Genomic DNA, 23460 nt, shown 5'->3' with positions numbered 1-23460 from the left:
CTGTTCGCCGCAACCATTTTGCCTGGGACCGGAGTAAGCGCCCAAGCGCTCGCTCCATCGACGCGCCGCAAGGGAAATCGATGTCGACTACTGCCTCCACCGTCACACGCGGCGCTTCGGGCAACGCGGCGCGCGTCGCGGGTTTTCTCGCGACGCGTCTTGCGCTCGCGCTCGTCACGCTGTGGCTGCTGTCGGTGCTCGTCTTCGCGGGCGGCCAGTTGCTGCCCGGCGACGTCGGCCGCGCGATTCTCGGACCGCTCGCCGATGCGCGCGCAGTCGCGGCGCTCAACCATCAGATCGGCGCGGACCGGCCGCTCCTCACGCAATACATGCAGTGGATCGGGCATCTGCTGCACGGCGATATGGGCACGTCGTATGTGTTTCGCGAACCGGTTGCGCCGTTTATCGGCAGCGCGCTCGCGAATTCCGCGAAGCTCGGCCTGCTCGCGTTTTGCGTGGTCGTGCCGCTCGGCATGGCGGGCGGCGTGTGGGCCGCGTTGAACGAAGGACGCTGGCTCGACCGCACAATCAGCATCGTCGGATTGTCGGCGACGGTGGTGCCCGAGTTCGTATCGTCGATCGTGCTGATTCTCGTGTTCGGCGTCTGGCTGCGCTGGCTGCCGATCGAAGCCTCCGCGCCGCCCGGCGCCGGCGTGCCCGAACAGCTGCGCCACCTGATTTTGCCGGTGCTGCCGCTCGTCTTTATCTTCTTCGGCTACATCGCGCGAATGGCGCGCGCGGGCACCGTCGAAGCGCTCGATGCGGACTACACGCGCACCGCGATTCTCAAAGGATTGCCGCCGCATGTCGTGATCTTCCGCCACGTGCTGCGCAATGCGCTGCTCCCGACGATCACCGTCGCGGCGACGCAGTTCGGCTATATGATCGGCGGCCTCGTTGTCGTCGAGACGCTGTTTCACTACGAAGGCATCGGCTCGCTGATCTACAACGCCGCGAAGGCGAAGGACTTTCCGATGCTCGAAGCCGGCGTGCTGACGGTGGGCGTCGTCTATACGGTGGCCAATTTCGTCGCGGATGCGTTGCATGTGACGCTCAATCCGCGGCTGCGTGTGAGGAGCGCCGAATGACGGGCGCCACTCCGGGTACATCTGAAACGTCCGGCGCGGTCGCCGCCGGCACAACGGCTGAAGCCGCAGCGGCCGCCCTGCCGCCGGGCGCGCAGGGACCTCGCTACGAGCGCCTGCGCCTGCTGGTGTTGTCGCCGGGCTTCGTCGTCGGCGTGCTGATCATGCTGTGGTGGGTCGCGTGTGCACTGGCGGGCAAGTGGATCGCGCCACACGACGCCTACGCATCGGACCCGCTCAACTCGCTGCTGCCACCCGATCACGCACACTGGTTCGGCACCGACCAGCTCGGCCGCGATATCTGCTCGCGTGTCATCGTCGGCGCGCGCGACATCCTGACGATCGCGCCGCTCGCAACGCTGGTCGGCACGGTGGCCGGCACCACGCTGGGACTGATCGTCGGCTACTTCGGCGGCTGGGTCGATCATGTGATCGGCCGCGCGATCGACGCCGTGCTCGCACTGCCGCTCGTGATCGTCGCGCTGCTCGCGCTTGCCGCGGTCGGCTCATCGAACCTCACCGTGATTCTCGTGATCGGCATCACGTTCATGCCGATCACCGCGCGCACCGTACGCGCCGCGGTGCTCGCCGAACGCCATCTCGACTATGTCGCCGCCGCGCAATTGCGCGGCGAGCACGCGCTCTACATCATGTTCGCGGAGATCCTGCCGAACATATTGCCGCCGATCGTCGTCGAAGCGACCGTGCGTCTCGGCTACGCGATCTTTTCGGTCGCCACGCTGTCGTTCCTCGGCTTCGGCATCCAGCCGCCGTCCGCGGACTGGGGGCTCGCCTTGTCCGAGTCGTATACGCTGATGGCCGGCGGCGCATGGTGGACGGTCGTGTTCGACGCGGCGGCAATCGCGTCGCTGGTGGTCGGCGTGAATCTGATTGCAGACAGCGTGCAAGGAGTATTCGACCGATGAGCGCATCGCCGGCTGCCGCGTTCCCCGCATTCGACGTTTCGAAGCACGACCGGACGGACGCGCTGACGATCGTCGGCCTCACCGTCGCGTACCGCGTGCGCGGCCGCGATCGCGACGTGCTGCAGGACGTGTCGTTTCGCGTGCGGCGCGGCGAATCGTATGGACTCGTCGGCGAATCGGGCTGCGGCAAGTCGACGGTCGCGATGGCCGTGTTGCGTTATCTCCCACGCAACGGCCGCGTGAAAGCGGGCCGCATGTCGATTGCCGGGCAGGACGTCGCGTCGCTCGACGCGGCGGCGCTGCGCGAACTGCGCGCCAATGCGATTTCGATCGTCTATCAGGATCCGTCGCGTGCACTGAACCCGTCGCTGACGATCGCGCGCCAGGTTGCGGAAGCGTTCGAAGTATCCGGCGCGACGTATGACGAAGCCATGCGGCGCACGCTCGAGATGCTGCGGCGTGTGAGGATCGCCGCGCCCGAGCGCGTGATGGAAAGTTATCCGCATGAACTGTCGGGCGGCATGCAGCAACGCGTGGTGATTGCGATGGCGCTCGCGTCGAATCCGGCGCTGCTGATTCTCGACGAACCGACTACCGGACTCGACGCGACAGTCGAAGCCGAAGTGCTCGACCTGATCGCGCAGTTGCGCAGCGAGTACGGCACCGCGGTGCTCTTTATCAGCCACAACCTCGCGGTGATCGGCAAGATGTGCGAACGGGTCGGCGTGCTGTACGCGGGTAAGCTCGTCGAGGAAGGCGCGACAAGCGACGTATTCACGCGGCCGCGCCATCCGTATACGGTCGGCCTGTTGCGCTGCCTGCCGAGCCCCGGCCGCAGCAAGGACACGGATCGGCTCGACACGATCGCGGGCAGTTTGCCGCCGCCCGGTTCGAGCGCGCGAGGTTGCATTTACGCGGACCGCTGCCGCCTCGCTGACGAGCGCTGCCGCCGCGACGCACCGCCGCCGCACCGGATGAGCGCGCCGCACGGCGATCAGATGTCGCGCTGTCATTATCATGAGCGGGCGACCGAATTGCCGCGCACCAGTTCGAATGCGTCCGCACGCGCGGCACAAGCGCCGCTCGCCGCGCCGACGCCCGGGCACGCCGAGCGCGTGCTGCGCGCGGACCGCGTGTCGAAGACTTTCCATGCATCGGGCAGCACCGTCTACGCGGTTGACACGGTATCGCTCGAACTCGCGGCTGGCGAGACGCTCGGCCTCGTCGGCGAATCGGGCAGCGGCAAAACGACGCTCGCGAAAATGCTGCTCGGACTGATCGCACCGGACGAAGGCGGCGTGCTCGAACTCGACGGGTCGCCGTTGGCATCGCGCGTGACGCGACGCAACGACGAGCAGGTGAAGTCGCTGCAAATCGTGTTTCAGAACCCCGATTCCGCGCTCAATCGCGCACATTCGGTGAAATGGCTGATCGGCCGCGCGCTGTCGCGGCTGACTTCGCTGCGCGGCCTCGCGCGCGAGGAACGGCTCGCGTCGCTCGCCGCCGCGGTGCGTTTGCCGGACCGCTATCTGAGCGCGCGCACGCGGCAGCTGTCCGGCGGGCTCAAGCAGCGCGTCGCGATCGCGCGGGCCTTCGCCGGCGACCCGCGCGTGGTCGTCTGCGACGAGCCGACCTCTGCGCTCGACGTATCGGTGCAGGCCGCGATCCTGAACCTGCTGGTCGATCTGCAGCGCGAACATCGCGTGAGTTACGTCTTTATCTCGCACGATCTGCATGTCGTGCGCTATCTGTCGGATCGCATCGCGGTACTGTACGTCGGGCGGCTGCTCGAGATCGGACCGGCCGCCGCGGTGTTCGAAGGACCGCATCACCCGTATACCGAGGCGCTGCTGTCGGCAGTCCCGACACTCGATGCGCACGCAACGATCGCCGGCCGACCGCGCATTCAGCTCGAAGGCGAGCCGCCGAGTCCCGCGGCGCCGCCTTCGGGCTGCGTGTTCCATACGCGCTGCCCGCGCAAGATCGGCGCGATCTGCGAACAGCAGGACCCGCCCACCTCCGATGCCGGCCACGGTCATCAGATTCGCTGCCATATCCCCATCGACGAGCTTCGCTCGCTTCAACGCCGCGCATGAAACGTCGCACGTGCTGATATGGCGCGACCGTTTCAGCGTCGAAACGTTTTCCGCCGATTTACGCCCACCTGCAATCGATGCGCGCATGCCGCACCGCATGTGACGTGCGTTTGCTGCCAATGGCATGTTTATCGCTAGATGCGGTGCGTCCGGCTTTGCGGCGATCGGCCTGATGATCGCCGCACGACGGCAGGCAAGCGGATCGACAGTTGACGGGCGATCCAGGGGAGCGTGTCGCGCGCCGGGCAAACGCATGCACGACGTGCGACGCACAAGACAAGCTACGGGGCAATAAAGGCGGCGGGCTACGCGACGACGAAGTCTCGCGACCCGCCCGCCGACAAGAATGGAACAAAGGAAATCGCGGCAAGAACGGGGCCGCAGGTTTCAGGGAGAAGTGCGATGAAGACCACACACGTTATTACGCACTGCAATCTTTCTGGCCGGCATGCGATGTCGATCGTGCTCGGCGCGGCGGTTTGGGTCGCGGCTGCGCACATCGCGCGCGCGGAGGAAGTGATTCCGCAATGGGTCGTCGTCGCGGATGCGGCACTGCCGGCGAGCAGCGTGTCGGTCGCCGGGCAGCCGGGACGCGGTGAATCCGGCGCACCGGGAGAGCCAGTGGCCACCGGTCAGTCGGCCGCCGATCAGACGACCGTGACCGCGGCCGACGACGCGGCAGCGGTGTTCACACCCGATAGTTGTATCGGCAACCAGAACAACTGCGGACCGTACGCACGCGGTGGTGCGCGGGGTGGCTCCGGCGCGGCGGGTGCCGCGTCATCGGGTGGCAGTGGCTCGTCCGGAAACGGTGGCGGCGCTTCCGCTTCCGGCGGTCCTGGTAGTGGCGGTGGCCGGGGCAGCGGAAACGGTGGTGGTGGTGGTGGTGGTGGTGGTGGTGGTGGTGGTGGTGGTGGCGGCGGTGGCGGCGGTGGCGGTGGCGGCGGTGGCGGTGGTGGCGGCGGTGGCGGCGGTGGTAACAGCGGCGGCTGTGGTTGTGGCGGCGGCAGTGCGGGCGCAGGTGGTCCGAGCGGTGGCCATGGAGGCGGCTTTGGCGCGGGCGGCTTCGGTGGTGGTTTTGGCGGCGGCTTTGGAGGCGGTTTTGGAGGCGGCTTCGGCAAGGGCAGCGGCGGCTCAGGCGGCAGTGGTGGCGGTCACGGCGGCGGCAACGGGCATTAGATTCCGGCGAACGGCGCCCCCGCGCCGTTCCAGCCGCGACAGACCACGTGACCCGCTCATAACAGGCAGCGCCGCGCCGGCAGTGGCGGCGGTGGCAGTGGCGGTGATCGTTCGATCCCCCGGTCGACTGTCACCGCCCGCATCGCAAACGCGTCGGGCGGCGGGTCAAACACAACGCACGCCGCCGCCCCTGCGCGACGGGAAGAAGACCTCGTCGAACCATCGTCACAATATCTCGAGCGGCTGCTTGCGAAGCGGCGGACGAAAGTGTGCATCGATTGCCGCGCAATCGTCGGCGGTAAGCTGCAGCTCCGCGGCGCGCCGGTTGTCGCGTACGTGCTCGGCGCGCCCCGCCTTCGGAATCGCGAATACGTCCGGTTGCAGCAGCACCCACGCGAGCGCGACCTGAAACACCGACGCGCCGTGCGCAGCGGCAATCTCGTTGAGCGGCGAGCGCTTGGGCAGCCGCGCGTGATCGACCGGGCTATACGCCATCGCCGGGATGCTGCGCGACTTCAACCACGGCAGCAGATCGAATTCCGGCCCGCGCCGCGCGACGTTATACAGCACCTGATTGGTCGCACACGCATCGCCGTGCGGCACGGCGGCGAGCTCTTCCATATCGTCGAGGTCGAAGTTGCTGACGCCCCAATGGCGGATCTTGCCGGCCTGGCGCAATGCCTCGAAGCCCGCGACGGTTTCCTCGAGCGGCTCCGAACCACGCCAATGCAGCAGATACAGATCGAGCCGGTCGGTCTTCAAACGTTTCAGCGACCGCTCGCACGCGGCCTGCACGCCGCGCCGGCTCGCGTTATGCGGATACACCTTGCTGACGAGAAACACATCGTCGCGCACGCCCGCGAGCGCTTCGCCGACGAGCGACTCAGTCGAACCCTGGCCGTACATTTCCGCGGTATCGATCAGCGTCATGCCGAGCGCGATGCCCTCGCGCAGCGCGGCGATCTCCGCGGCGCGCTGCGACGCGCGCTCGCCCATCTCCCACGTGCCCTGCCCCAGCTTAGGAATGCGCTCGCCGTCGGGCAGCGTCACGTTGGCGATGTCGGTCGTCATGAGTCTCTCCATGTCTCGAGGGTGCGGCGCCGCCATGCGGTGCGTGCATTCGAGTTTAGCGTCTTGGCGGCGAACGCATCGGCAAGCCAGGCAAAAGCCCGCTATAACGCGGCGCGCCGATGTCATAAAATTGCCGCCTGCCCTTCTTGCGCACATTTCATGAACATAACGTCGGAAGACCGCTGGCGCGATCTGCGCCCGGACCCGGAAAACGATACCCCGCTCTACTTGCAACTCGCCCGCAAGCTCGGCCACGCCATTCATGACAATCGCTGGAACCCGGGCGAAGCGCTGCCCTCCGAGCGCGTGCTATCCGAAGCGCTGGGTGTATCGCGCATCACCGCGCGCAAGGCGATCGCGCTGCTCGTCGAACAGGGGCTGATCCGCCGCACGCAAGGCGCGGGCAGCTTTATCACGCCGCGTTATGAAGATCCTTTGTCGCGCCTGTCGAGCTTCAGCGAAATGCTGCGCCGGCGCGGCTTCACGCCGAGCTCGCAATGGCTCGCACGCGAGATCGTGCCCGCCAATCGCGATGAAGTGATCCGCCTCGGGCTGTCTCCGGCGGCCGCGGTCACGCGCTTGCGCCGTCTGCGGCTCGCGGACGGCATCGTGATGGCCGTCGAAAATTCGACCTTTCCCGCTTCGGTGATTCCCGATCCGCATGCGATCGGCGATTCGCTGTACTCGTACCTCGAGCAGCGCGGGCTCACCATCGTGCGCGCGCTGCAGCACTTTCGCGCGGTCAATGCGAGCGACGAGATCGCACAGCAGATGAGCATCGCGCCGAACGAGGCGTTGCTGCTGATCACCCGCGTCGGCTATACGGCGGACCAGCGTGCGATCGAACTGACCGATACGTATTGCCGCAACGACTATTACGACTTCGTCGCCGAGTTGCGCAAATAGCGAAGCGGCGGCGCGCTAGCTTGCCCAGCGCGCGTCATCGGCGCCGATCGGCACCGGCGGCCGGTCGTAGCGTGCCGGCGTGTGCGCGAGTTGCTCGGCGGGCGGCGTGCCGAGCACACGTCCGAACGGCGAATCGACCGCTTCGAGGCAGTCCCTCACATCGTCGAACCCGACCTCGGGCGTTTGCCAGCCGTCTTCGATCTGCCCGAGCGTGTGCAGCCAGCGGCCGGTTTGCGCGAGCGACAGCCGCACATGCCAGCTGCCGCCCTCGGTCGCGCGGCGCGTGAGCGCCACCATCGCGCCGAATGCGGCGAGATAGCCGGTGCCGTGGTCGAGCGCCTGACACGGCAAATGCTTCGGCGCGTCGACGCCCGCCGCGCGCGCCTCGGTATGCGCGATGCCGCTCGCGGACTGCACGAGACTGTCGAAACCGCGACGCTGCGCCCACGGCCCTTCGTGCCCATACGCACAGATCGATACGCAGACAATGCCGGGCTTCAATCGCGCGAGCGCCTGCGGGCCGAAACCGCGTGCGGCGAGCGCGCCTGGCCGGTACGCCTGCAGGAACACGTCGGCATCGCGTGTCAGCGACGCCAGTTGTTCGCGGCCCGCCGCTTCGCGCAGGTCGAGCGTCGCGGAACGCTTGCCGCGGCCGGTGTCGATCACGAGCGGCGCGATATTCGGCAGATGCGGCCCGTTGACGAGCAGCACCTGCGCGCCGTGCGACGCGAGCGCGCGGCCCGCGACGGGCCCCGCGATGATCCGCGACAGGTCCAGCACACGCACGCCGGAGAGCGGCTGCCCGGGCAATTCGCCGGCACGGCCCGACGACGCGGCGATCGGCTGCGGCGGCGCGTCGCCGATCCGCTCGATCTCGAAGAGCGGCAGACTCGCGATAGCCTGCGCCTGCTCGAGCGCCGCCCATTCGTGCGGCGTGCGGATCAGCGCGGCGGGCAACCCTGCGTCGGCAAGTGTCTGGTCGAGCGCGGCGCCGTCCCAGTCGCCGCGAATGGCCTGTGCAACGGCGGCCCGATCATTCGCGCAACCGAGAATGTTCAGCACGCCGTCGAGGTGATGCGCAAAGTTCGTATGCAATTGCACCCAACGGCCATCGCGGGTCTCGAAGAAACCGAACATCGGACTGCGCATTTCGGGCGCCGGCGCGTCATTCACGCGCAGATACCGCTCGCTGCGAAACGCCGTGAGCGCGCGCCGCACATCGACGCTCACATGTTGCCGTTGGCCGCCGCGCAAGCGATAGCACTCGGCCGCGGCGAGCCCGGTTGCGGCAATCGTCGCGGCAGCGAGCGTGCCGACCCGAAACACCGACGGCAAAGCAGGATCGTCGCCCGTTATCGATACGGCGTCGAGCGCGGCGGCATCGCAGCCGGCCGCGGTCCACAGATGGTCCAGCGCAACCCGAGGCGTGGTCATGATTCAAGGTGGCGTCGCGCGCCGCCGCAGTGGCATGGGCGACCAGTCTAGAATCCGGCCGCGCGGCGATCAAGACAAACGACGCGCGGCGCGTTTGCCGCACGAGCGGCGCGGGACACTTGCGCCACCGCGCACGCCGCCTGAACCGATCGCAGGGAACATATGGAACACGCGGGTTACATGCGGATCACACGCGGATCACACGCGATCGTTCAATAGCGCCCGAGGTATCGGGCCGCCGCGCCATTCAGACCGGCAACAACCAGCGCGGCACCCAGTTCCGCGCCGACCAGCGGCGCAACGGCCACGCCGCAAAGTGACGGCTGCCCGACAGCACGACGCGTGCGCCATGACGCCCGGCGCTGATCCACGCGGTCACGCCGCGCGGCAGCCGGTACGATTCACCGCTGGCAAGCCAGTAGTCTTCAGGTTTGCCCTCGACGGTCAGCCAGACTTCGCCGGCCGTCACTTTCAGCGTAGCCGGCTGCGCGACGCGCCACGCGGCCGCCGGCTCGCCGTGTTCGAGTTCGAAAATACGGATTTCGCGCATCGCCGTGCTCCTTGCAAGGCATTTCGGTAAGTTCATTATTGACGTACGATGGCGCCAATCACATGCACAGTACCGAACACTTTCAACGGAACTGTGCAGTTAAAAAAACGGACACTTTCGCTTACCTAGCCAGAGGTGCGGCCCACGAGGGTAGTCAGATGAAACTCGATATCGAACTCGATCGCGACAGCGGCGTGCCGCTCACCGAGCAGATCGTCAATGGCGTCACGCAATGGATCGGTTCGCGCGCCGCGCACGCCGGCACCAAGCTGCCGTCGATCCGCCAGCTGGCCGCCGACTGTCAGATCAGCCGCTTTCCGGTCATCGAGGCGTACGACCGGCTCGTGTCGCTTGGCTATCTGGATTCGCGGCACGGCTCGGGGTTTTATGTCGCGCAACGCACGCGCGCGGGCCTCGACAGCAGCCAGGGCACCTCGGACCCGCGGCGCGCCGAAGAAGAGTCGTACCACATCCTGCAGCAGCTGAATCATCCGGGTGGCTCGCTGAAACTCGGCAGCGGCTTTATCCCCGAAGCGTGGCGCGACGTCGACAGCCTCGCGCAAGCGATCCGCCACGTCTCGCGCACCGACTCCGCGAGCCTGATCGACTACGCGACGCCGCTCGGCAATGCGGTATTGCGCGAGCACCTGCGCAGCCGCTCGGCGCAACTCGGCATGGAGGTCGACGCCTCGCAAATCCTGATCACGCAGGGCGCGAGCCAGGCGCTCGACCTGCTGATGCGCTACCTGCTGAAAGCCGGCGACACGATGTTCGTCGAAGACCCCGGCTACTACAACCTGTTCGGCCTCCTGAAACTGCACGGCGTGAAGCTGGTCGGCATTCCGCGCACCCGCAACGGCCCCGATCTCGACGTGCTGCAGGCACAGTTGCAGCAGCATCGGCCGAAGCTCTTCTTTATCAACAGCGTGTTCCACAATCCGACCGGCACGACGATCGCCCCGCACGTCGCGTTCCGTCTGCTGCAACTCGCGCGCGAGCACGACTTCACGATCATCGAAGACGACATCTATGCGGACTTCCAGACCGAAGCGACCGACCGGCTCGCGACGCTCGATCAGTTCGAACATGTGATCTACATCGGCGGGCTGTCGAAAACGCTGTCGTCATCGCTGCGCATCGGCTACACGATCGCGCGCCACGCGATCATCCAGGATCTCGCCGACATCAAGATGCTGACCACCATCGGCGGGTCGCGTTTCGCGGAAGCGGTCGCGGTCGCGCTGCTCGAGCGCGGCATGTATCGCAAGCATCTCGAACGGCTGCGCCGGCGCATGCACGACGCGCTGGGCGCATCCGTGCAGATGCTCGAAACGGCCGGCTGGGAAGTGTTCGAGAAGCCGCTTGGCGGCAACATCATCTGGGCGCGCGTGCCGCATATCGAAGATTCGCGCGTGCTTGCCGATTGCGGCACGCCGCTTGGCGTGACCGTCGCGCCGGGCCACTACTTTCGCCCGAACGCGGAACCGAGTCCGTGGATCCGCATCAACGCGGCCTATACGCAAGATCCGCGGGCGCGGGCGTTCTTCGAAGCGGCGGCGCAACTGAAAGCGTGATCCAGGCGACGCCGACGGCGCGCGTCATACGCCGCGCTTGTCGCGCTTGTCACACTTGTCGCGCTTGTCACACTCGTCGCACTCGCCGATCACGCGCCTACCGCACCACGCCGCAAGCGGCGCGGCGGCGGATGCGCAATGCATCGCTATCCTCCACAGGTCTGCCGCTTGCACCGCGAACGCATGACGCGTCATATGACGTGTCGTTTCCGCTGCCCCTGCACAACCGGATCTGCCCGCCGACACAGTTTCTGCTTAAAATATCGCCCGACCGGTTCAACCGGCTCGCCCTTCGCACTCCATGGCCAATACGACAACATCCGAGACACCTCCCGCCAAGCCGTCCGCCCGCGCCCTCACGGTCATGCTATGGATCGTCGCGACCGGCTTCTTCATGCAGACGCTCGACGCGACCATCGTCAACACCGCGCTGCCCGCGATGGCGACCAGCCTCGGCGAATTGCCGCTGCGCATGCAATCGGTGGTGATCGCATACTCGCTGACGATGGCGGTGATGATCCCGGTCTCCGGCTGGCTCGCCGACAAGCTCGGCACGCGGCGCGTATTCATGAGCGCGATCTTCGTGTTCTCGGTCGGCTCGCTGCTGTGCGCGAGCGCGCATACGCTGCCGCAACTGGTGCTGTGGCGCATCCTGCAAGGCGCCGGCGGCGCGATGCTGCTGCCGGTCGGGCGCCTCGCGGTGCTGCGTGTGTTTCCGGCCGAACGCTACCTGCCCGCGCTGTCGTTCGTCGCGATACCGGGCTTGATCGGTCCGCTGATCGGCCCGACGCTCGGCGGCTGGCTCGTGAAGATCGCGTCATGGCACTGGATCTTCCTGATCAACGTGCCGGTCGGCGTAGTCGGCGTGATCGCAACGTCCATCTTCATGCCCGATTCGCGTAATCCGGATACCGCGAAATTCGACCTGAAAGGCTATCTGCTCCTGATCGTCGCGATGATCGCCATCTCGATGGCGCTCGACGGGCACGGCGAGTTCGGCTTCGAACACGCGACCGTGCTGGTGCTGCTTATCCTGAGCCTCGGCTTTTTCACCGCATACGGGCTGCACGCGGTGCGCACGCCGCAGCCGCTCTTCTCGCTCGACCTGTTCAGGATTCACACGTTCAGCGTCGGCATTCTGGGCAATCTGTTCGCGCGCATCGGCAGCGGCGCGATGCCGTATCTGCTGCCGCTGCTGCTGCAGGTGAGTCTCGGCTACAGCGCCTTCGAAGCCGGTCTGATGATGCTGCCGGTCGCCGCGGCGGGCATGACCTCCAAGCGTCTCGTCACGCGGCTGATCTTCCACTACGGCTATCGGCCCGTACTCGTGACGAACACCGTGCTGGTCGGCCTCGCGATGGCGAGCTTCGCGCTGACGAGCCCCAACCAGCCGCTGTGGCTGCGCCTCGTGCAGCTCGCGTTTTTCGGCGGCGTGAACTCGATGCAGTTCACCGCCATGAATACGCTGACGCTGAAGGACCTCGGCACCGGCGGCGCCAGCAGCGGCAACAGCCTCTTTTCGCTGGTGCAGATGCTGTCGATGAGCCTCGGTGTCACGGTCGCGGGCGCGATGCTGACCACCTTCACCGGCATCATCCCGCGCGTCACCGAAGCGAACACGCTGCCGGCCTTTCACGCGACGTTTATCTGCGTGGGCATCATCACCGCCGGGACGTCGTGGATCTTCGCGCAGCTCGCGCAGGATATCCGCCGGCCGGCGCCGAAGACGGATCCGTCGGAACGAACCTGACTTCGCGCCTGACGGCCCGCTTCGAGCCGCAACGGGGCGTCGCACACGTCAATGCGCGCATCGTGCACCAACGTCGTGCGCACAACCGGCGTGCACCTCGCCGACCGGCCCGGTCGGCAAAGCGCAAAGCCTTGCCGGAAAGCCATCCGTCAGATGACGCGACAGTTTGCCCTTGCGCATGTTTCTTGCTGGCCGATCCTGTAAACTAAATGCTTCGCGCCCGTGCGCACTCCAGCGAATGATTGACACGATGAGCATGGTCGAACTCGATCCTCCTGGCTTTCAGCCGCCGCGCCCTGTTGCGGGGGAGGAAGGTTCCCGACGCACGGTGCGCTACGGCGGCTATACCGTCTTCAGCGTGTTCCAGCCGGTGTTTTCGGTGTCGCATCGGCGCGCGATCGGCTATCACGCGTCGCTGCGCGTGCACGATGAAAACGCACTGCAAGTGCCGTCGCACGAAGTGTTTTCGCAAGCCGCGCGGCGCGGCGACCTGCTCGAACTCGGGCGGCTCGCCGAATCGCTGCATCTGGGCAACTTCAACGCATTCGACAGCCATGACGAATGGCTTTTCCTGAGCCTGCATCCGGCCGCGCTGATGGATCTGAGCTATGGCGACGCATTGCTGGCCGGCCTGAAGTCGCTCGGTCTGCCGCCGCAACGCGTGGTGCTCGAAGTCACCGAGCAGGCCGGCGGCGAAACCACGCGCTTCGCGGAAATCATCGATGCGCTGCGCAAGTCGGGCTTTCTGATCGCGCTCGACGGCTTCGGCGCCAAGCATTCGAACATCGACCGCGTATGGACGCTGCGCCCCGATATCGTCACGCTCGACCGCGGCATTCTTGCGCAGGCCACCGAGCATTCGCATATCGAGCGGGTGCTGCCCGGCATCGTGTCGCTGCTGCATGAATCCGGGCAGCTCGTGCTGATGGGCAATCTGACCACTGAAAACGATGCGCTGATCGCGCTCGAATGCAACGTCGATTTCGTGCAAGGCACGTACTTCGCGAGCCCGAGCGTCGAGCCGGTCAAACCGCAGGCGACGGTGAGCCTGATGGACAGCCTGTCCGCCGCGCTGCGCAAGCGGGTTGCATCGCGCGAACAGGCGCAGGCGGAACGGCTGGCGCCGTTCGTCGCCGCGCTCGAGCACGCGAGCGCACAGCTTGCCGACGGCGCGACCATCGCGGACGCGACCGGGCCGCTGCTCGCACTGCGCGAAACCGCGCGCTGTTTTCTGCTCGATGGGTCGGGACGGCAGATCGGCGATAACGTGCTGCCGACCGGGCGCGCATCGCAGCGCGCGAAACGCTTCCGTCCGCTGCTGCATTCAGAAGGCGCGAGTTGGGAGCGACGCCCCTATTTCATCCAGGCGGTACGCGCGCCGGGCCATGTGCAACTGACGCCGCCGTATCTGTCGATCAACGAAGCGCACCTGTGCGTGACCGCGTCGATTGCATCGCAGACCGCGCTCGGCATGCAGGTGCTATGCGTCGATATCAACTGGGACGGCGCCGCACCGCGTCCATGACGGTTGCTGCGCGGCGATCCGCTGCGCTTGCTGCACTATGCGCCGGATAGCCGGGAGACCGAACGCGCGATTGACCGCTTGCAGCGCCACCCGGTCCGTGACGATACGCAGTGCGGCGATCGCACCATATGCGGTCGATACATGCAACTGCGCAACGATTTCTCCATCCACCAGCAAGACAATATTCGGCGTGCCGCCGGCGTGAACGCAGAACGCTTCGGCCTGCACGGCGCCGCTTGCGCCGCTTGTGCAGCCTGCGCCGTTATCATGCGGCCGACCGGATACTGCGCGCGCCACGATTTCATCCGTTAGCACAGCGACCCGCGCGGCGGCAGCCTGCGCTGTGAGCGCGGTATCGGCAGCGCCATTCGCTTGCGTGCAGTCGATACGGCCGTCGTCTTCCGTGATCGCAATCGGCACGCTGTCGCTAAAGAGGCGCACGAGGCCCGCGTGGTCCTGCGCATCGATGGCTGCCCGCAAGCGTTCGACGATGCGCGCGTGCTGCGCGGCATCCGCCGCTTTCGACGGCGTGCCCGCGCGCCGCAGGCGCTCCTTCGCGCGATGGACGATCTGCCGGCAATGAGCCGGCGTCTTCGCGAGAATCTTCGCGATTTCCGCATAGTCGCAGTCGAGCGCTTCGTGCAGCACGAACGCGATGCGCTCGTCGGGCTTCAAACGCTCGACCAGCAGCGTGACGCCGTATGACATCTGCGAAGCGTGCAGTGCCGGTTGGTCGGCCGCAGGCGCGAGCGCATCGAGCCACGGCTGCGGCAGCCTGCCGGCGAGGTGCGATGCACGCTCGGTACGCAGGCGGCGCAGGCGGTCGATCGCGAGCCGCGTCGTGACGGTCATGAGCCACGCTTCGGGCGACCGGATGGCGCCTGCGCCCTGGCCTTGCGCGCCATGCCATTTCAACCAGGCGTCCTGGACCACGTCCTCCGCCTCCGCGCGGCTGCCGAGCCGACGCTGCGCATGCGCAACCAGCTTGCGCCGCAACGCGGCGAATGCGGCGTCCGGCGCGTATGCGCTGGCTTCTGTTGCGCTGACTGCTTCGCTGACTGCTTCGCTGACTGCTTCGCGGCTGGCTTCACAGCCTGCTTCACAGCTTGTTCCGCCCGCGCCACCTGTTTCGCCTTGACGCACGCTATTCGCGTCGCTCGCGTGACTCGTTTCGTCCATACCACCCGCCTCCGTGCGTTGCGCGTCGTCGTCCATTCGTCATGCTCCTCGATGGTCACACGGGCGCTTCACATCGCGCCCCGCTTCCCTGTAGACGCACGAACGCATCATGCCGTGACACCTGATCGAAAAAATTCTTTTCGTCACGCGCCCCACTGACCGCGCGTCTTCGCTGACAGGCATCGCGCCGATTGCGCGCGGCCCCATTTACGTCATTTCACCCTGGCTACCCGATCCAGCGAGGACCCTATGCCTGTGCGCCACCCGCTTGCATCTTCCTTTCCGTCAGCATCAGCGTCCGCGTCCGGCTTCGGCCTCGTGCCGACCGTCATTGAACAGTCCAGTCGCGGCGAACGCGCATACGACATCTACTCACGGCTGTTGCGCGAACGCATCGTGTTTCTGGTCGGCCCGGTCAACGAGCAGTCGGCGAGTCTGATCGTCGCACAGCTGTTGTTTCTCGAATCGGAGAACCCCGATAAGGATATTGCGTTCTATATCAACTCGCCAGGCGGTTCCGTTTATGACGGCCTCTCGATTTACGACACGATGCAGTTCATCAAGCCGGATGTATCGACGCTGTGCACCGGTTTCGCGGCAAGCATGGGCACGTTCCTGCTGGCCGCGGGCGCGCACGGCAAGCGCTACGCGCTGCCGAACGCGCGCATCATGATCCACCAGCCGTCGGGCGGCAGCCAGGGCACGGCCGCCGACGTCGAGATCCAGGCCAGGGAAGTGCTTTATTTGCGCACACGGTTGAATGCGCTACTCGCGCAGTGCACCGGGCAAAGCGTCGCGCAGATCGAGAAGGACACCGATCGGGACAATTTCATGTCGGCCGACGCCGCGCGAAGCTATGGGCTGATCGACGACGTGCTAGAAACGCGCACCGCGCCGCTGCTCAACACGCGATGAGCGATGAACCATGCGCGCCGTGTGCCGCGTCGTACAGCGCACAGGGCGCACGTCGCACGTCGTCGCGCAACTCACGCAAGACGCGCACCCAGATACGCGGACAGGACCGCCTTGTATTCGCCGACCAGCGCGGCCCGCTCCTTCGGCTTTGCGGGAACGTAAAGCGCACTCATGCTCTTTACGACCTGCAGCGTCACTTCGGCGACGCGAAACGCTTCGTCGCCGGACAATGCCGGCTGATAGCGCTGAAACAGTTCGGCGAAGCGCTTGCGCAGCCGGTTGCGCACCGCCGCGTCGCGCCTGAAATTGAGCGATACCGATAACAACGGCAGGTACGCCGGATGCGTCTTCATAAACTCGACCAGCAACGCGAAGATGCGCTCGACCAGTTGCGGCACCATCAGCCCGTCCGCGCTCGCGGTGAGCGCCGACCAACGCGCATCCATCGTGTCGCCGTAACGCGTGCGCAGCGCGAACACCAGTGCGTCCTTGTTCGGAAAGTATTGATAGATCGCGCCGATCGATGCGCCGGCGCGTTCGGCGATCTCGGTCATCGTCGCCGCCTCGAAGCCGCGCTGCGCGATCGTTGCGGCGGCCGCGTCAAGCAGTTCTTCGACGCGGCGCGCGGCGCGCGGCTGTTGCGGCACACGCCGCGCGGTCATTCCTGTAGCTGAGGCCATGCTCATTTTTCGAGTATGATGATTTGAGGCAATCCTCACATAAAGGTGTTCCATGGCGCAAGCCCTTTCCATCGATCCGCAAGCCACCGCGCTCGTGCTGATCGACTTGCAGCAGAGCAATATCGCGCGGCAGCTGGAGCCTCATGCGAGCGCGCAAGTCGTGCAGAATTCGGTGCGCGCGGCGCAGGCGCTGCGCGCAGCCGGCGGCGCCATCGTGTATGTGCGGGTGGATATCGCCGAACTGTTGTCGCTGCCGGCCGACGCACCTTTGCGCGCGCCCGGCTCGCCGGCGCCGCCGCCGTCGGCATCGGAGCTCGTACCCGAAGCAGGCGTGCACCCGGGCGACTTCATCGTGACCAAGCGTCAGTGGGGCGCGTTCTATGGCACCGACCTCGAACAGCGGTTGCAGCGGCGCGGCATTCGCACCATCGCGCTGACCGGCATCGCGACCAACTTCGGCGTCGAATCGACCGCGCGCGCCGCGTTCGATCAGGGCTACGAGCTGGTGTTCATCGAGGACGCCATGAGCACCTTCAGCGCGGACGCGCACCGTTTCGCGGTGCAAGCCGTCTTCCCGCGCATGGGGCGAGTCCGTTCGACGGACGAATTCGTCGCCGCGGTGAGCGCGCCGCGGCCGTGAGAACCGGGTGATCCTGAACATGCGATGCGGCGGCAGCCGCATGACCGTCACGGCCGCTTCATGCAGCCGCACCGTATGGATCGGTGAAAGCCGCTTCGCCGCGAGGGCTTTTTTGCTGGCCGGCACTTGCCCTGTCCCTTACCATCTACTACTTTCTCTCTTTCCTGCCGCGACGTGAGGCAGGCCGGCCCGCATCCCAATGGAGAACCCCTCATGGCGTCATCTTCCGATACTGTCAGCATGGCGCTTTTCTGCGACTTCGAGAACGTCGCACTCGGCGTGCGTGATGCGAAGTACGAAAAATTCGACATCAAGCTCGTGCTCGAGCGGCTTCTGCTGAAGGGCAGCATCGTCGTCAAGAAGGCGTATTGCGACTGGGATCGCTACAAGGGCTTCAAGGCGACCATGCACGAAGCCAATTTCGAGCTGATCGAAATTCCGCATGTGCGGCAATCGGGAAAGAATTCGGCGGATATCCGGCTGGTCGTCGATGCGCTCGATCTGTGCTACACGAAATCGCACGTCAACACCTTTGTGATTATCAGCGGCGATTCGGATTTTTCGCCACTCGTGTCGAAGTTGCGCGAGAACGCGAAGCAGGTCATCGGCGTCGGCGTGCAACGCTCGACGTCCGATCTGCTCACCGCGAACTGCGACGAGTTTATTTTCTACGACGATCTGGTGCGCGAGAGCCAGCGTGCCGCCGCGAAACGCGAAGCGGCGCGCGCGCCGCAGCCGGCCGCGAAACGCGCGCCCGACGGCGACAAGCAGCGCAGGGAAGATCTCGACGCGCGCAAGACAAAGGCAATCGAAATTGCCGTGCAGACATTCGATGCGCTCGCAACCGACCGCGGCGACAGCGGCAAGATCTGGGCGTCGGTGCTGAAAAACGCGATCAAGCGGCGCAAGCCCGACTTCAACGAAACGTATTACGGCTTTCGCGCGTTCGGCAATCTGCTCGACGAAGCGCAAGCGCGCGGATTGCTCGAAGTGGGCCGCGACGAGAAATCGGGTACTTATGTGTATCGCCATGCGCTGATGGCGCCGGCCGGCGAAGCGGTTGTCGAAACCGCGAGCGAGGTGACCAGCGAGGCTGCACATGAAGCGGCAAGCAAGGCCGCAACAGGCCGCGGCCGCGGCGGCCGCAGGCACGCACGCGAATCGACCGGCGCGTCCGCAAGCGCGCCAGCGACGGCCGCGGATGGCGGCGAACGCGAATCGCAAACGGCAGTCGAGGGGTGGCGCGAAGTGACCGACGCGAGCGCGCAAACATCGCCCGAAGCCGAAGCGGAAACCGGCGAGCGAAGCGGCGCGTTCGCCACGCAAACGGCGGCCGATCACGCGGACACGCGCGCAACCAGGCGACCGGCGCGCAAGTCCGCTGCGAAGAAAGCGAGCAAAACGAAGCAGGCATCGGCCGAATCTGCCGCGGGCAACACGGCACGCGCGTCCGAAGAGTCGGCCTCCCGCGCAGATTCGCCGCAGGCATCGCCGGAACCGGACGCCTCGGCCACCGCCGCTCACGAAAGCGCATCGCCGTCCGGCAAGACCGCGCGCAAATCGGCGTCGCGCGGCCGCCGGCCACGCAAATCGACGGCGGCGACCGACGCCGGCTGATCCTCCAAACGCGCGGCGCGCCGCCACACGCCGCGCGCTCGCGCGGCACGCAAGCACGCAAGCACGCAGCGAACCGCGACACTTCACGCGCGGATGGAGCGGCGCCGCGTGCGGCACATCCTCACCGCGCATGCTAGATTCGCCAATCCCGTACGGGATTGGACATTCGACGCGCGTCGTGCCGGCTCACTCGTCCTACCGGTCACGCGCGCGTCCTTTCGAAGGTGTTTTATGAGCTACATTCCCCACCTCGCGCTGGTCGCCGGCGTGATGCTGCTCGCGTGCGCGAGCCCCGGTCCCGATCTGATGGCCGTGACGTCGCAGGCGCTTGCAAGGCGCCGCGCCGGACTCCTCGCCGCGTGCGGCATCGCGACCTCGCATGCGCTGTGGGCCACGCTTGCGATCTTCGGTCTGGGCCTGATCCTCGCGCAGCTCGCATGGCTGTACGGCGCGATCCGTGTAGCCGGCGCGCTGTATCTCGTCTACCTCGGAATCAGAATGCTCGCCGGTCTGCGTCAGCCCGCCGGCACGCTCGACGCCAGCGCCGCCGCCCCCACCAGCGCGTCTGGCGCGTATCGCCGCGGTTTGTTCGTCGGCCTGACCAATCCGAAAGGGGCCGCGTTCTTCGGCGGCCTGTTCGTGACCGTGCTGCCCGCGCATGCGCCGCTGTGGGTGCATGCGATGACGGTCGCGGTGGTGAGCCTCGTATCGCTCGGCTGGTTCAACGCGATGGCCATCGTGTTCTCGATGCAGCGTGTGCAACACGGCTATGGCCGCATCCGGAAGATTGTCGATGGCGCGATGGGCACGATCCTGATCGCGCTGGGCGCCAAACTCGCGCTCGACCGGTAAGCGCGCGCCGCCGCGGCGAGCGCGCCATGAAGAACGGCGCAAGCAGCCCGTCGTGAGAAGGTGAGAAGGGACGAAGAGACGAAGAGCCGATTCAAAAACAAAAGCCCTCGCAACGGAGGGCTTTCATTTCGACTACGCACTGCTGCCGGTTGTATCGCGAACTCTACGCAGAACCGCGTGAGTCACAACGTGCCGGATGAAGTGCCATCGGCACCGCATTAGCTCACGCGAAGTTCTTCGCAGCGAAGTCCCAGTTCACGATGTTCCAGAACGCCTCGACGAACTTCGGACGCGCATTGCGATAGTCGATGTAGTACGCGTGCTCCCACACGTCGATGGTCAGGAGCGGCTTCGCGTCCGTGGTGAGCGGCGTGGCGGCGTTGCTGGTCGACACGAGGTCGAGCGAGCCGTCGGGCTTCTTCACGAGCCACGCCCAGCCGGAACCGAACGTGCCGACTGCCGTCTTCGTAAACTCTTCCTTGAACTTGTCGAAGGAACCCCACTTCTTGTTGATCGCTTCGCCGAGCGCGCCGCTCGGTGCGCCGCCGCCTTGCGGCTTCAGGCTGTTCCAGAAAAACGTGTGATTCCAGATTTGCGCGGAGTTATTGAACACACCGCCCGACGATTTCTTGATGATTTCTTCAAGCGGCAGATTTTCGTATTCGGTGCCCTTGATCAGATTATTCAGGTTAGTCACATAGGTCTGATGGTGCTTGCCGTAATGAAACTCGAGTGTCTCTTCGGACATGTGCGGCGCGAGTGCGTTTTTCGCGTACGGCAGAGGCGGGAGCTGATGTTCCATGGTGCTTTCCTTCTATCTGTTTATGGGGAAGTCTGCGGACAACGCTTGGAGCAATGGATTGTAGGCGAGTTGGGATAACCCCGCAAACCGACGGTCTTTCGGCCATCGGCATGCCAATCGCGAGGTTCACGCGGCGCGCACGTATCGTGACCGCAGGTCTTCGCGCCACGTCGATGCCGCATTCCGTTCTGACCGGACGTGCCATCAAGTGTTGTATCAACAACGGTATCAAGCGGCGTACCCGGGCGGATATCGGGCCCGTTATCGGGACTCTTTATTGGCCCTGTTATTCAGCGCCATCCGCTCGTTTTATCCGCGCTCCTCGCGGCGTGCGGCTGTCTGATTTGCCCCATCCATGAAACGGCGTAATGAGTCCATCCGAATGCCCGCTCGCGACGCAGATAGAACGTTACGCAATTGCGCGTCGATCAGGTCAAATCTACAGTGCTCAGAAACCATCGGTCAGACGCGGCTGCACATCAGCGAGCGCGACGTCCGCCGAGCCCTCCGCCAGATGCACGGTCAAACGGCGCCCCGGTTTCAGCGCAGCCGGCGCGCGCACCGCGCGGCCGCTTTGCCCGTCGAGCAATGCGGCATAGCCGCGCTCGAGCGTACGTTGCGGACTGAGCACTTCGAGTCGCGCCGCAAACGAGGCAAGCCGCGCGGCGTCGCGTTCGTGCCGTCGCGCAAACGCGGCGCGCAGACGCTCGTCGAGCCGGCCAAGCGCACTGCGCTGCACCGCGACGTCCGGGCAGCCGCGCTGCCAGCGCATGTGCAGCAACGCGAAGCGTGCACGCGCATCGCGAACCGGCCGCGCACCCGCCGACGCGAGCCGCACGCTCAACTGCTGCAAATGCGTGCGTTGCCGCGCAAGCCGCTCCGCCGGCGAGACCAGACGGCGCGCCAGCCAGTCGAGCTGCTGCGCGCGCCGCTCCATCATGCGGCCGAAGCCGCGCGCGAGCGCCGCGTGCCGATGATCGAGCTCACGCAGCAGCAGCACACGCTGCGGGCTCACGAGTTCGGCGGCGCCGGTGGGGGTCGGCGCGCGCACGTCGGCTGCGAAATCGGCGATCGTGAAGTCGGTTTCGTGACCGACGCCGCTCACCACCGGCACCTCGCTCGCCGCGATCGCACGCGCGAGCACCTCTTCGTTGAACGCCCACAGGTCTTCGATCGAACCGCCGCCGCGGCACACGATCAACACGTCGACTTCGCGCCGCGCATTCACCGTTTCAACCATGGCCGCGAGTCGCGCGCCCACACCCACGCCCTGCACCGGCGCCGGATAGACGATCACCGGCACGTGCGGCGCGCGGCGCGCAAGCGTCGTCAGTACATCGCGCAGCGCGGCGGCCTGCAGCGACGTGACGATGCCGATCGCGCGCGGATGCGCGGGCAGCGCGCGTTTGCGCTCCGCGGCGAACAGCCCTTCGGCTTCGAGCTGCGCCTTGAGCTTCAGGAAGGCTTCGTACAGACGACCCTGGCCGGTGCGACGGACCGCCTCGACATTCAACTGCAGTTCGCCGCGCGGCTCATACATCGTGACGAGCGCGCGCACCTCGATGCGATCGCCTTCGCGCGGCGTGAACTCCGCATACTGCGCGCGACCGCGAAACATCACGCAGCGCATCTGCGCCTGCGCATCCTTGATCGAGAAGTACCAGTGACCGCTCGCGGCCCGCGTGAAGTTCGACACCTCGCCGGATACCCACACGAGTGGAAACGAGCGCTCGAGCATCGTGCCGATTGCACGGTTCAACGCCGATACCGGCACGACGGCATCGCTGCCGTTCGGAATGGACGAAGCAAAGGAACTATCTGGATTCATGCGGCGATCGGATCGATGAGTCGGAGTGACTGGCCGGACAGACGATAGACCGGCAAGGCGGCTGCGTCCACCCTTCGCGGATGCGGGTTAGTCACGTTGTTAAAAGTGTCCACATGTCGGGATGCTAAAGATAAGCGATCGAAAACAGCCCGGGAAACCCACTGATTTCGATATATCTATTTGATTTTTATGAGTTTTTTATCTCTTAAATGTATGCCTATAGCGGCGGAAGGCTTGGGCGGCGGTACTTGCGGGTCCATGCGGGGCAGGTTCTCCACAAAGTTATCCACAAGCCGGGTGCGCATCGCGCGGGTTTGCAAAGCGGCGCCTGGCCTGTCCGATGCTACAAGCGGCGACTTGCCGCGATACGGCTTCGCGCGCTAGAGTGCCGGGTCCCGGCGACCCGCCGGGTGTAGCCGTTGCAATCTTTGCAATCGATCGCCCCGGAGAATCCTGTCGATGTCGATCCCGTTCATCGTGTCGCGCGCACCGCTCCTGCAGCCAGGATGCAGCGTCCCCTTGCGCCGCCGCGCCGCACGCCCATGAACGAACTGCAAGCCCGCATCGAGACGTACATCGCGCGCGAATGGCAGCGGCGCGGTGCGTTCGCGTGGGCACTGTCGCCGCTCGCGTGCGTGTTCGGCGCCGTTGCGGCCGCACGCCGTGGCGCGTTCGCGGCGGGTTGGCTCGAACAGGTCAGCATTGGCGTGCCGGTCGTCGTGGTCGGCAATGTGACGGTCGGCGGCACGGGCAAGACGCCCACCGTGATCGCGCTCGTCGAAGCGCTGCGCGCGGCCGGCTTCGCACCCGGCGTGGTGTCGCGCGGTTACGGCGCGCGCGTGCGCACACCG

20 protein-coding genes are annotated in these 23460 nt (G+C 66.0%); 13 read left to right on the top strand and 7 right to left on the bottom strand.

Translation table 11 applies throughout. From position 1 onward, the window contains the following. The first annotated feature begins 80 nt into the window (after positions 1–80). The 4 genes from HV675_RS23325 (at position 81) to HV675_RS23310 (ending at position 5286) form a co-directional block, all read left to right on the top strand. Positions 81–1088, top strand: a complete 1008-nt coding sequence (locus HV675_RS23325; protein WP_175113607.1) for an ABC transporter permease — start codon at positions 81–83, stop codon at positions 1086–1088. Beyond that, a complete protein-coding gene (locus HV675_RS23320; RefSeq protein WP_175113605.1) occupies positions 1085–2011 on the top strand; it encodes an ABC transporter permease in 927 nt (308 codons plus the stop codon). Before HV675_RS23325 ends, HV675_RS23320 begins: the two co-directional genes overlap by 4 nt. Then, positions 2008–4107 carry an ABC transporter ATP-binding protein gene (locus tag HV675_RS23315; protein WP_175113603.1) on the top strand — a complete coding sequence of 700 codons (2100 nt, stop codon included), beginning with the start codon at positions 2008–2010 and terminating at the stop codon, positions 4105–4107. Before HV675_RS23320 ends, HV675_RS23315 begins: the two co-directional genes overlap by 4 nt. Before the next feature lie 402 nt (positions 4108–4509). After that, on the top strand, positions 4510–5286 hold the full coding sequence (locus HV675_RS23310; protein WP_175113601.1) for a hypothetical protein: 777 nt from the start codon (positions 4510–4512) through the stop codon (positions 5284–5286). A gap of 225 nt (positions 5287–5511) precedes the next feature. Here the strand turns inward: HV675_RS23310 and HV675_RS23305 are convergent, their stop codons facing one another. Further along, positions 5512–6357, bottom strand: a complete 846-nt coding sequence (locus HV675_RS23305) for an aldo/keto reductase (RefSeq protein WP_175113599.1) — start codon at positions 6355–6357, stop codon at positions 5512–5514. Between the two features lie 159 nt (positions 6358–6516). Between HV675_RS23305 and HV675_RS23300 the strand changes: the two genes are divergently transcribed. Continuing rightward, positions 6517–7263, top strand: coding sequence for a GntR family transcriptional regulator (locus HV675_RS23300; RefSeq protein ID WP_175113597.1), 747 nt, complete (start codon positions 6517–6519; stop codon positions 7261–7263). Between the two features lie 15 nt (positions 7264–7278). On the opposite strand, the gene HV675_RS23295 is transcribed toward HV675_RS23300, so the two are convergent. Next, on the bottom strand, positions 7279–8697 hold the full coding sequence (locus tag HV675_RS23295; RefSeq protein ID WP_175113595.1) for a CoA transferase: 1419 nt from the start codon (positions 8695–8697) through the stop codon (positions 7279–7281). A 247-nt stretch (positions 8698–8944) separates the two neighbouring features. Beyond that, positions 8945–9247, bottom strand: coding sequence for a DUF2917 domain-containing protein (locus HV675_RS23290; RefSeq protein ID WP_175113593.1), 303 nt, complete (start codon positions 9245–9247; stop codon positions 8945–8947). Between the two features lie 158 nt (positions 9248–9405). On the opposite strand from HV675_RS23290, the gene HV675_RS23285 reads away from it, so the two are divergent. From HV675_RS23285 to HV675_RS23275, 3 genes are all read left to right on the top strand, one after another. Further along, a complete protein-coding gene (locus HV675_RS23285; RefSeq protein WP_175113592.1) occupies positions 9406–10821 on the top strand; it encodes an aminotransferase-like domain-containing protein in 1416 nt (471 codons plus the stop codon). Between the two features lie 364 nt (positions 10822–11185). Beyond that, complete coding sequence (mdtD, locus tag HV675_RS23280) at positions 11186–12571, top strand: multidrug transporter subunit MdtD (protein ID WP_175113674.1); 1386 nt, start codon at positions 11186–11188, stop codon at positions 12569–12571. 250 nt (positions 12572–12821) lie between these two features. Continuing rightward, positions 12822–14096 carry an EAL domain-containing protein gene (locus HV675_RS23275; protein WP_175113590.1) on the top strand — a complete coding sequence of 425 codons (1275 nt, stop codon included), beginning with the start codon at positions 12822–12824 and terminating at the stop codon, positions 14094–14096. On the opposite strand, the gene HV675_RS23270 is transcribed toward HV675_RS23275, so the two are convergent. Further along, entirely contained in the window at positions 14052–15311 is a 1260-nt protein-coding gene (locus tag HV675_RS23270; protein WP_246270496.1) for a sigma-70 family RNA polymerase sigma factor, read from the bottom strand. The two genes, HV675_RS23275 and HV675_RS23270, sit on opposite strands and share 45 nt — an antisense overlap. A 213-nt stretch (positions 15312–15524) precedes the next feature. Here HV675_RS23270 and clpP point away from each other — a divergent pair, with 213 nt between their 5' ends. After that, the gene (gene clpP / locus HV675_RS23265) at positions 15525–16190 is read left to right on the top strand and encodes an ATP-dependent Clp endopeptidase proteolytic subunit ClpP (RefSeq protein WP_175113588.1); all 666 of its coding nucleotides are present in this window, start codon (positions 15525–15527) and stop codon (positions 16188–16190) included. A gap of 71 nt (positions 16191–16261) precedes the next feature. On the opposite strand, the gene HV675_RS23260 is transcribed toward clpP, so the two are convergent. Next, positions 16262–16870 (bottom strand): TetR/AcrR family transcriptional regulator, encoded by a 609-nt coding sequence (locus HV675_RS23260; RefSeq protein ID WP_175113586.1) that lies wholly within the window; start codon positions 16868–16870, stop codon positions 16262–16264. A gap of 52 nt (positions 16871–16922) precedes the next feature. On the opposite strand from HV675_RS23260, the gene HV675_RS23255 reads away from it, so the two are divergent. The 3 genes from HV675_RS23255 (at position 16923) to HV675_RS23245 (ending at position 19979) form a co-directional block, all read left to right on the top strand. After that, complete coding sequence (locus tag HV675_RS23255) at positions 16923–17510, top strand: isochorismatase family protein (protein ID WP_175113585.1); 588 nt, start codon at positions 16923–16925, stop codon at positions 17508–17510. A gap of 213 nt (positions 17511–17723) precedes the next feature. Continuing rightward, complete coding sequence (locus HV675_RS23250; RefSeq protein ID WP_175113582.1) at positions 17724–19127, top strand: NYN domain-containing protein; 1404 nt, start codon at positions 17724–17726, stop codon at positions 19125–19127. A 231-nt stretch (positions 19128–19358) separates the two neighbouring features. Next, positions 19359–19979, top strand: a complete 621-nt coding sequence (locus HV675_RS23245; RefSeq protein ID WP_175113580.1) for a LysE family transporter — start codon at positions 19359–19361, stop codon at positions 19977–19979. 223 nt (positions 19980–20202) lie between these two features. On the opposite strand, the gene HV675_RS23240 is transcribed toward HV675_RS23245, so the two are convergent. Next, on the bottom strand, positions 20203–20781 hold the full coding sequence (locus tag HV675_RS23240) for a superoxide dismutase (protein ID WP_175113578.1): 579 nt from the start codon (positions 20779–20781) through the stop codon (positions 20203–20205). A gap of 448 nt (positions 20782–21229) precedes the next feature. After that, complete coding sequence (gene xseA / locus HV675_RS23235; protein ID WP_175113576.1) at positions 21230–22609, bottom strand: exodeoxyribonuclease VII large subunit; 1380 nt, start codon at positions 22607–22609, stop codon at positions 21230–21232. A 542-nt stretch (positions 22610–23151) separates the two neighbouring features. Here xseA and HV675_RS23230 point away from each other — a divergent pair. Further along, positions 23152–23460: tetraacyldisaccharide 4'-kinase (locus HV675_RS23230; RefSeq protein ID WP_246270494.1), on the top strand; the 309-nt coding region annotated here is incomplete at its 3' end.

The sequence above is a fragment of the Paraburkholderia solisilvae genome (assembly GCF_902859875.1).
GTDB classification, from domain to species: Bacteria; Pseudomonadota; Gammaproteobacteria; order Burkholderiales; family Burkholderiaceae; genus Paraburkholderia; species Paraburkholderia solisilvae.
The sequence above is the reverse complement of the archived record's forward strand: the minus strand, read 5'-3'. Positions and strand labels throughout refer to the sequence as shown.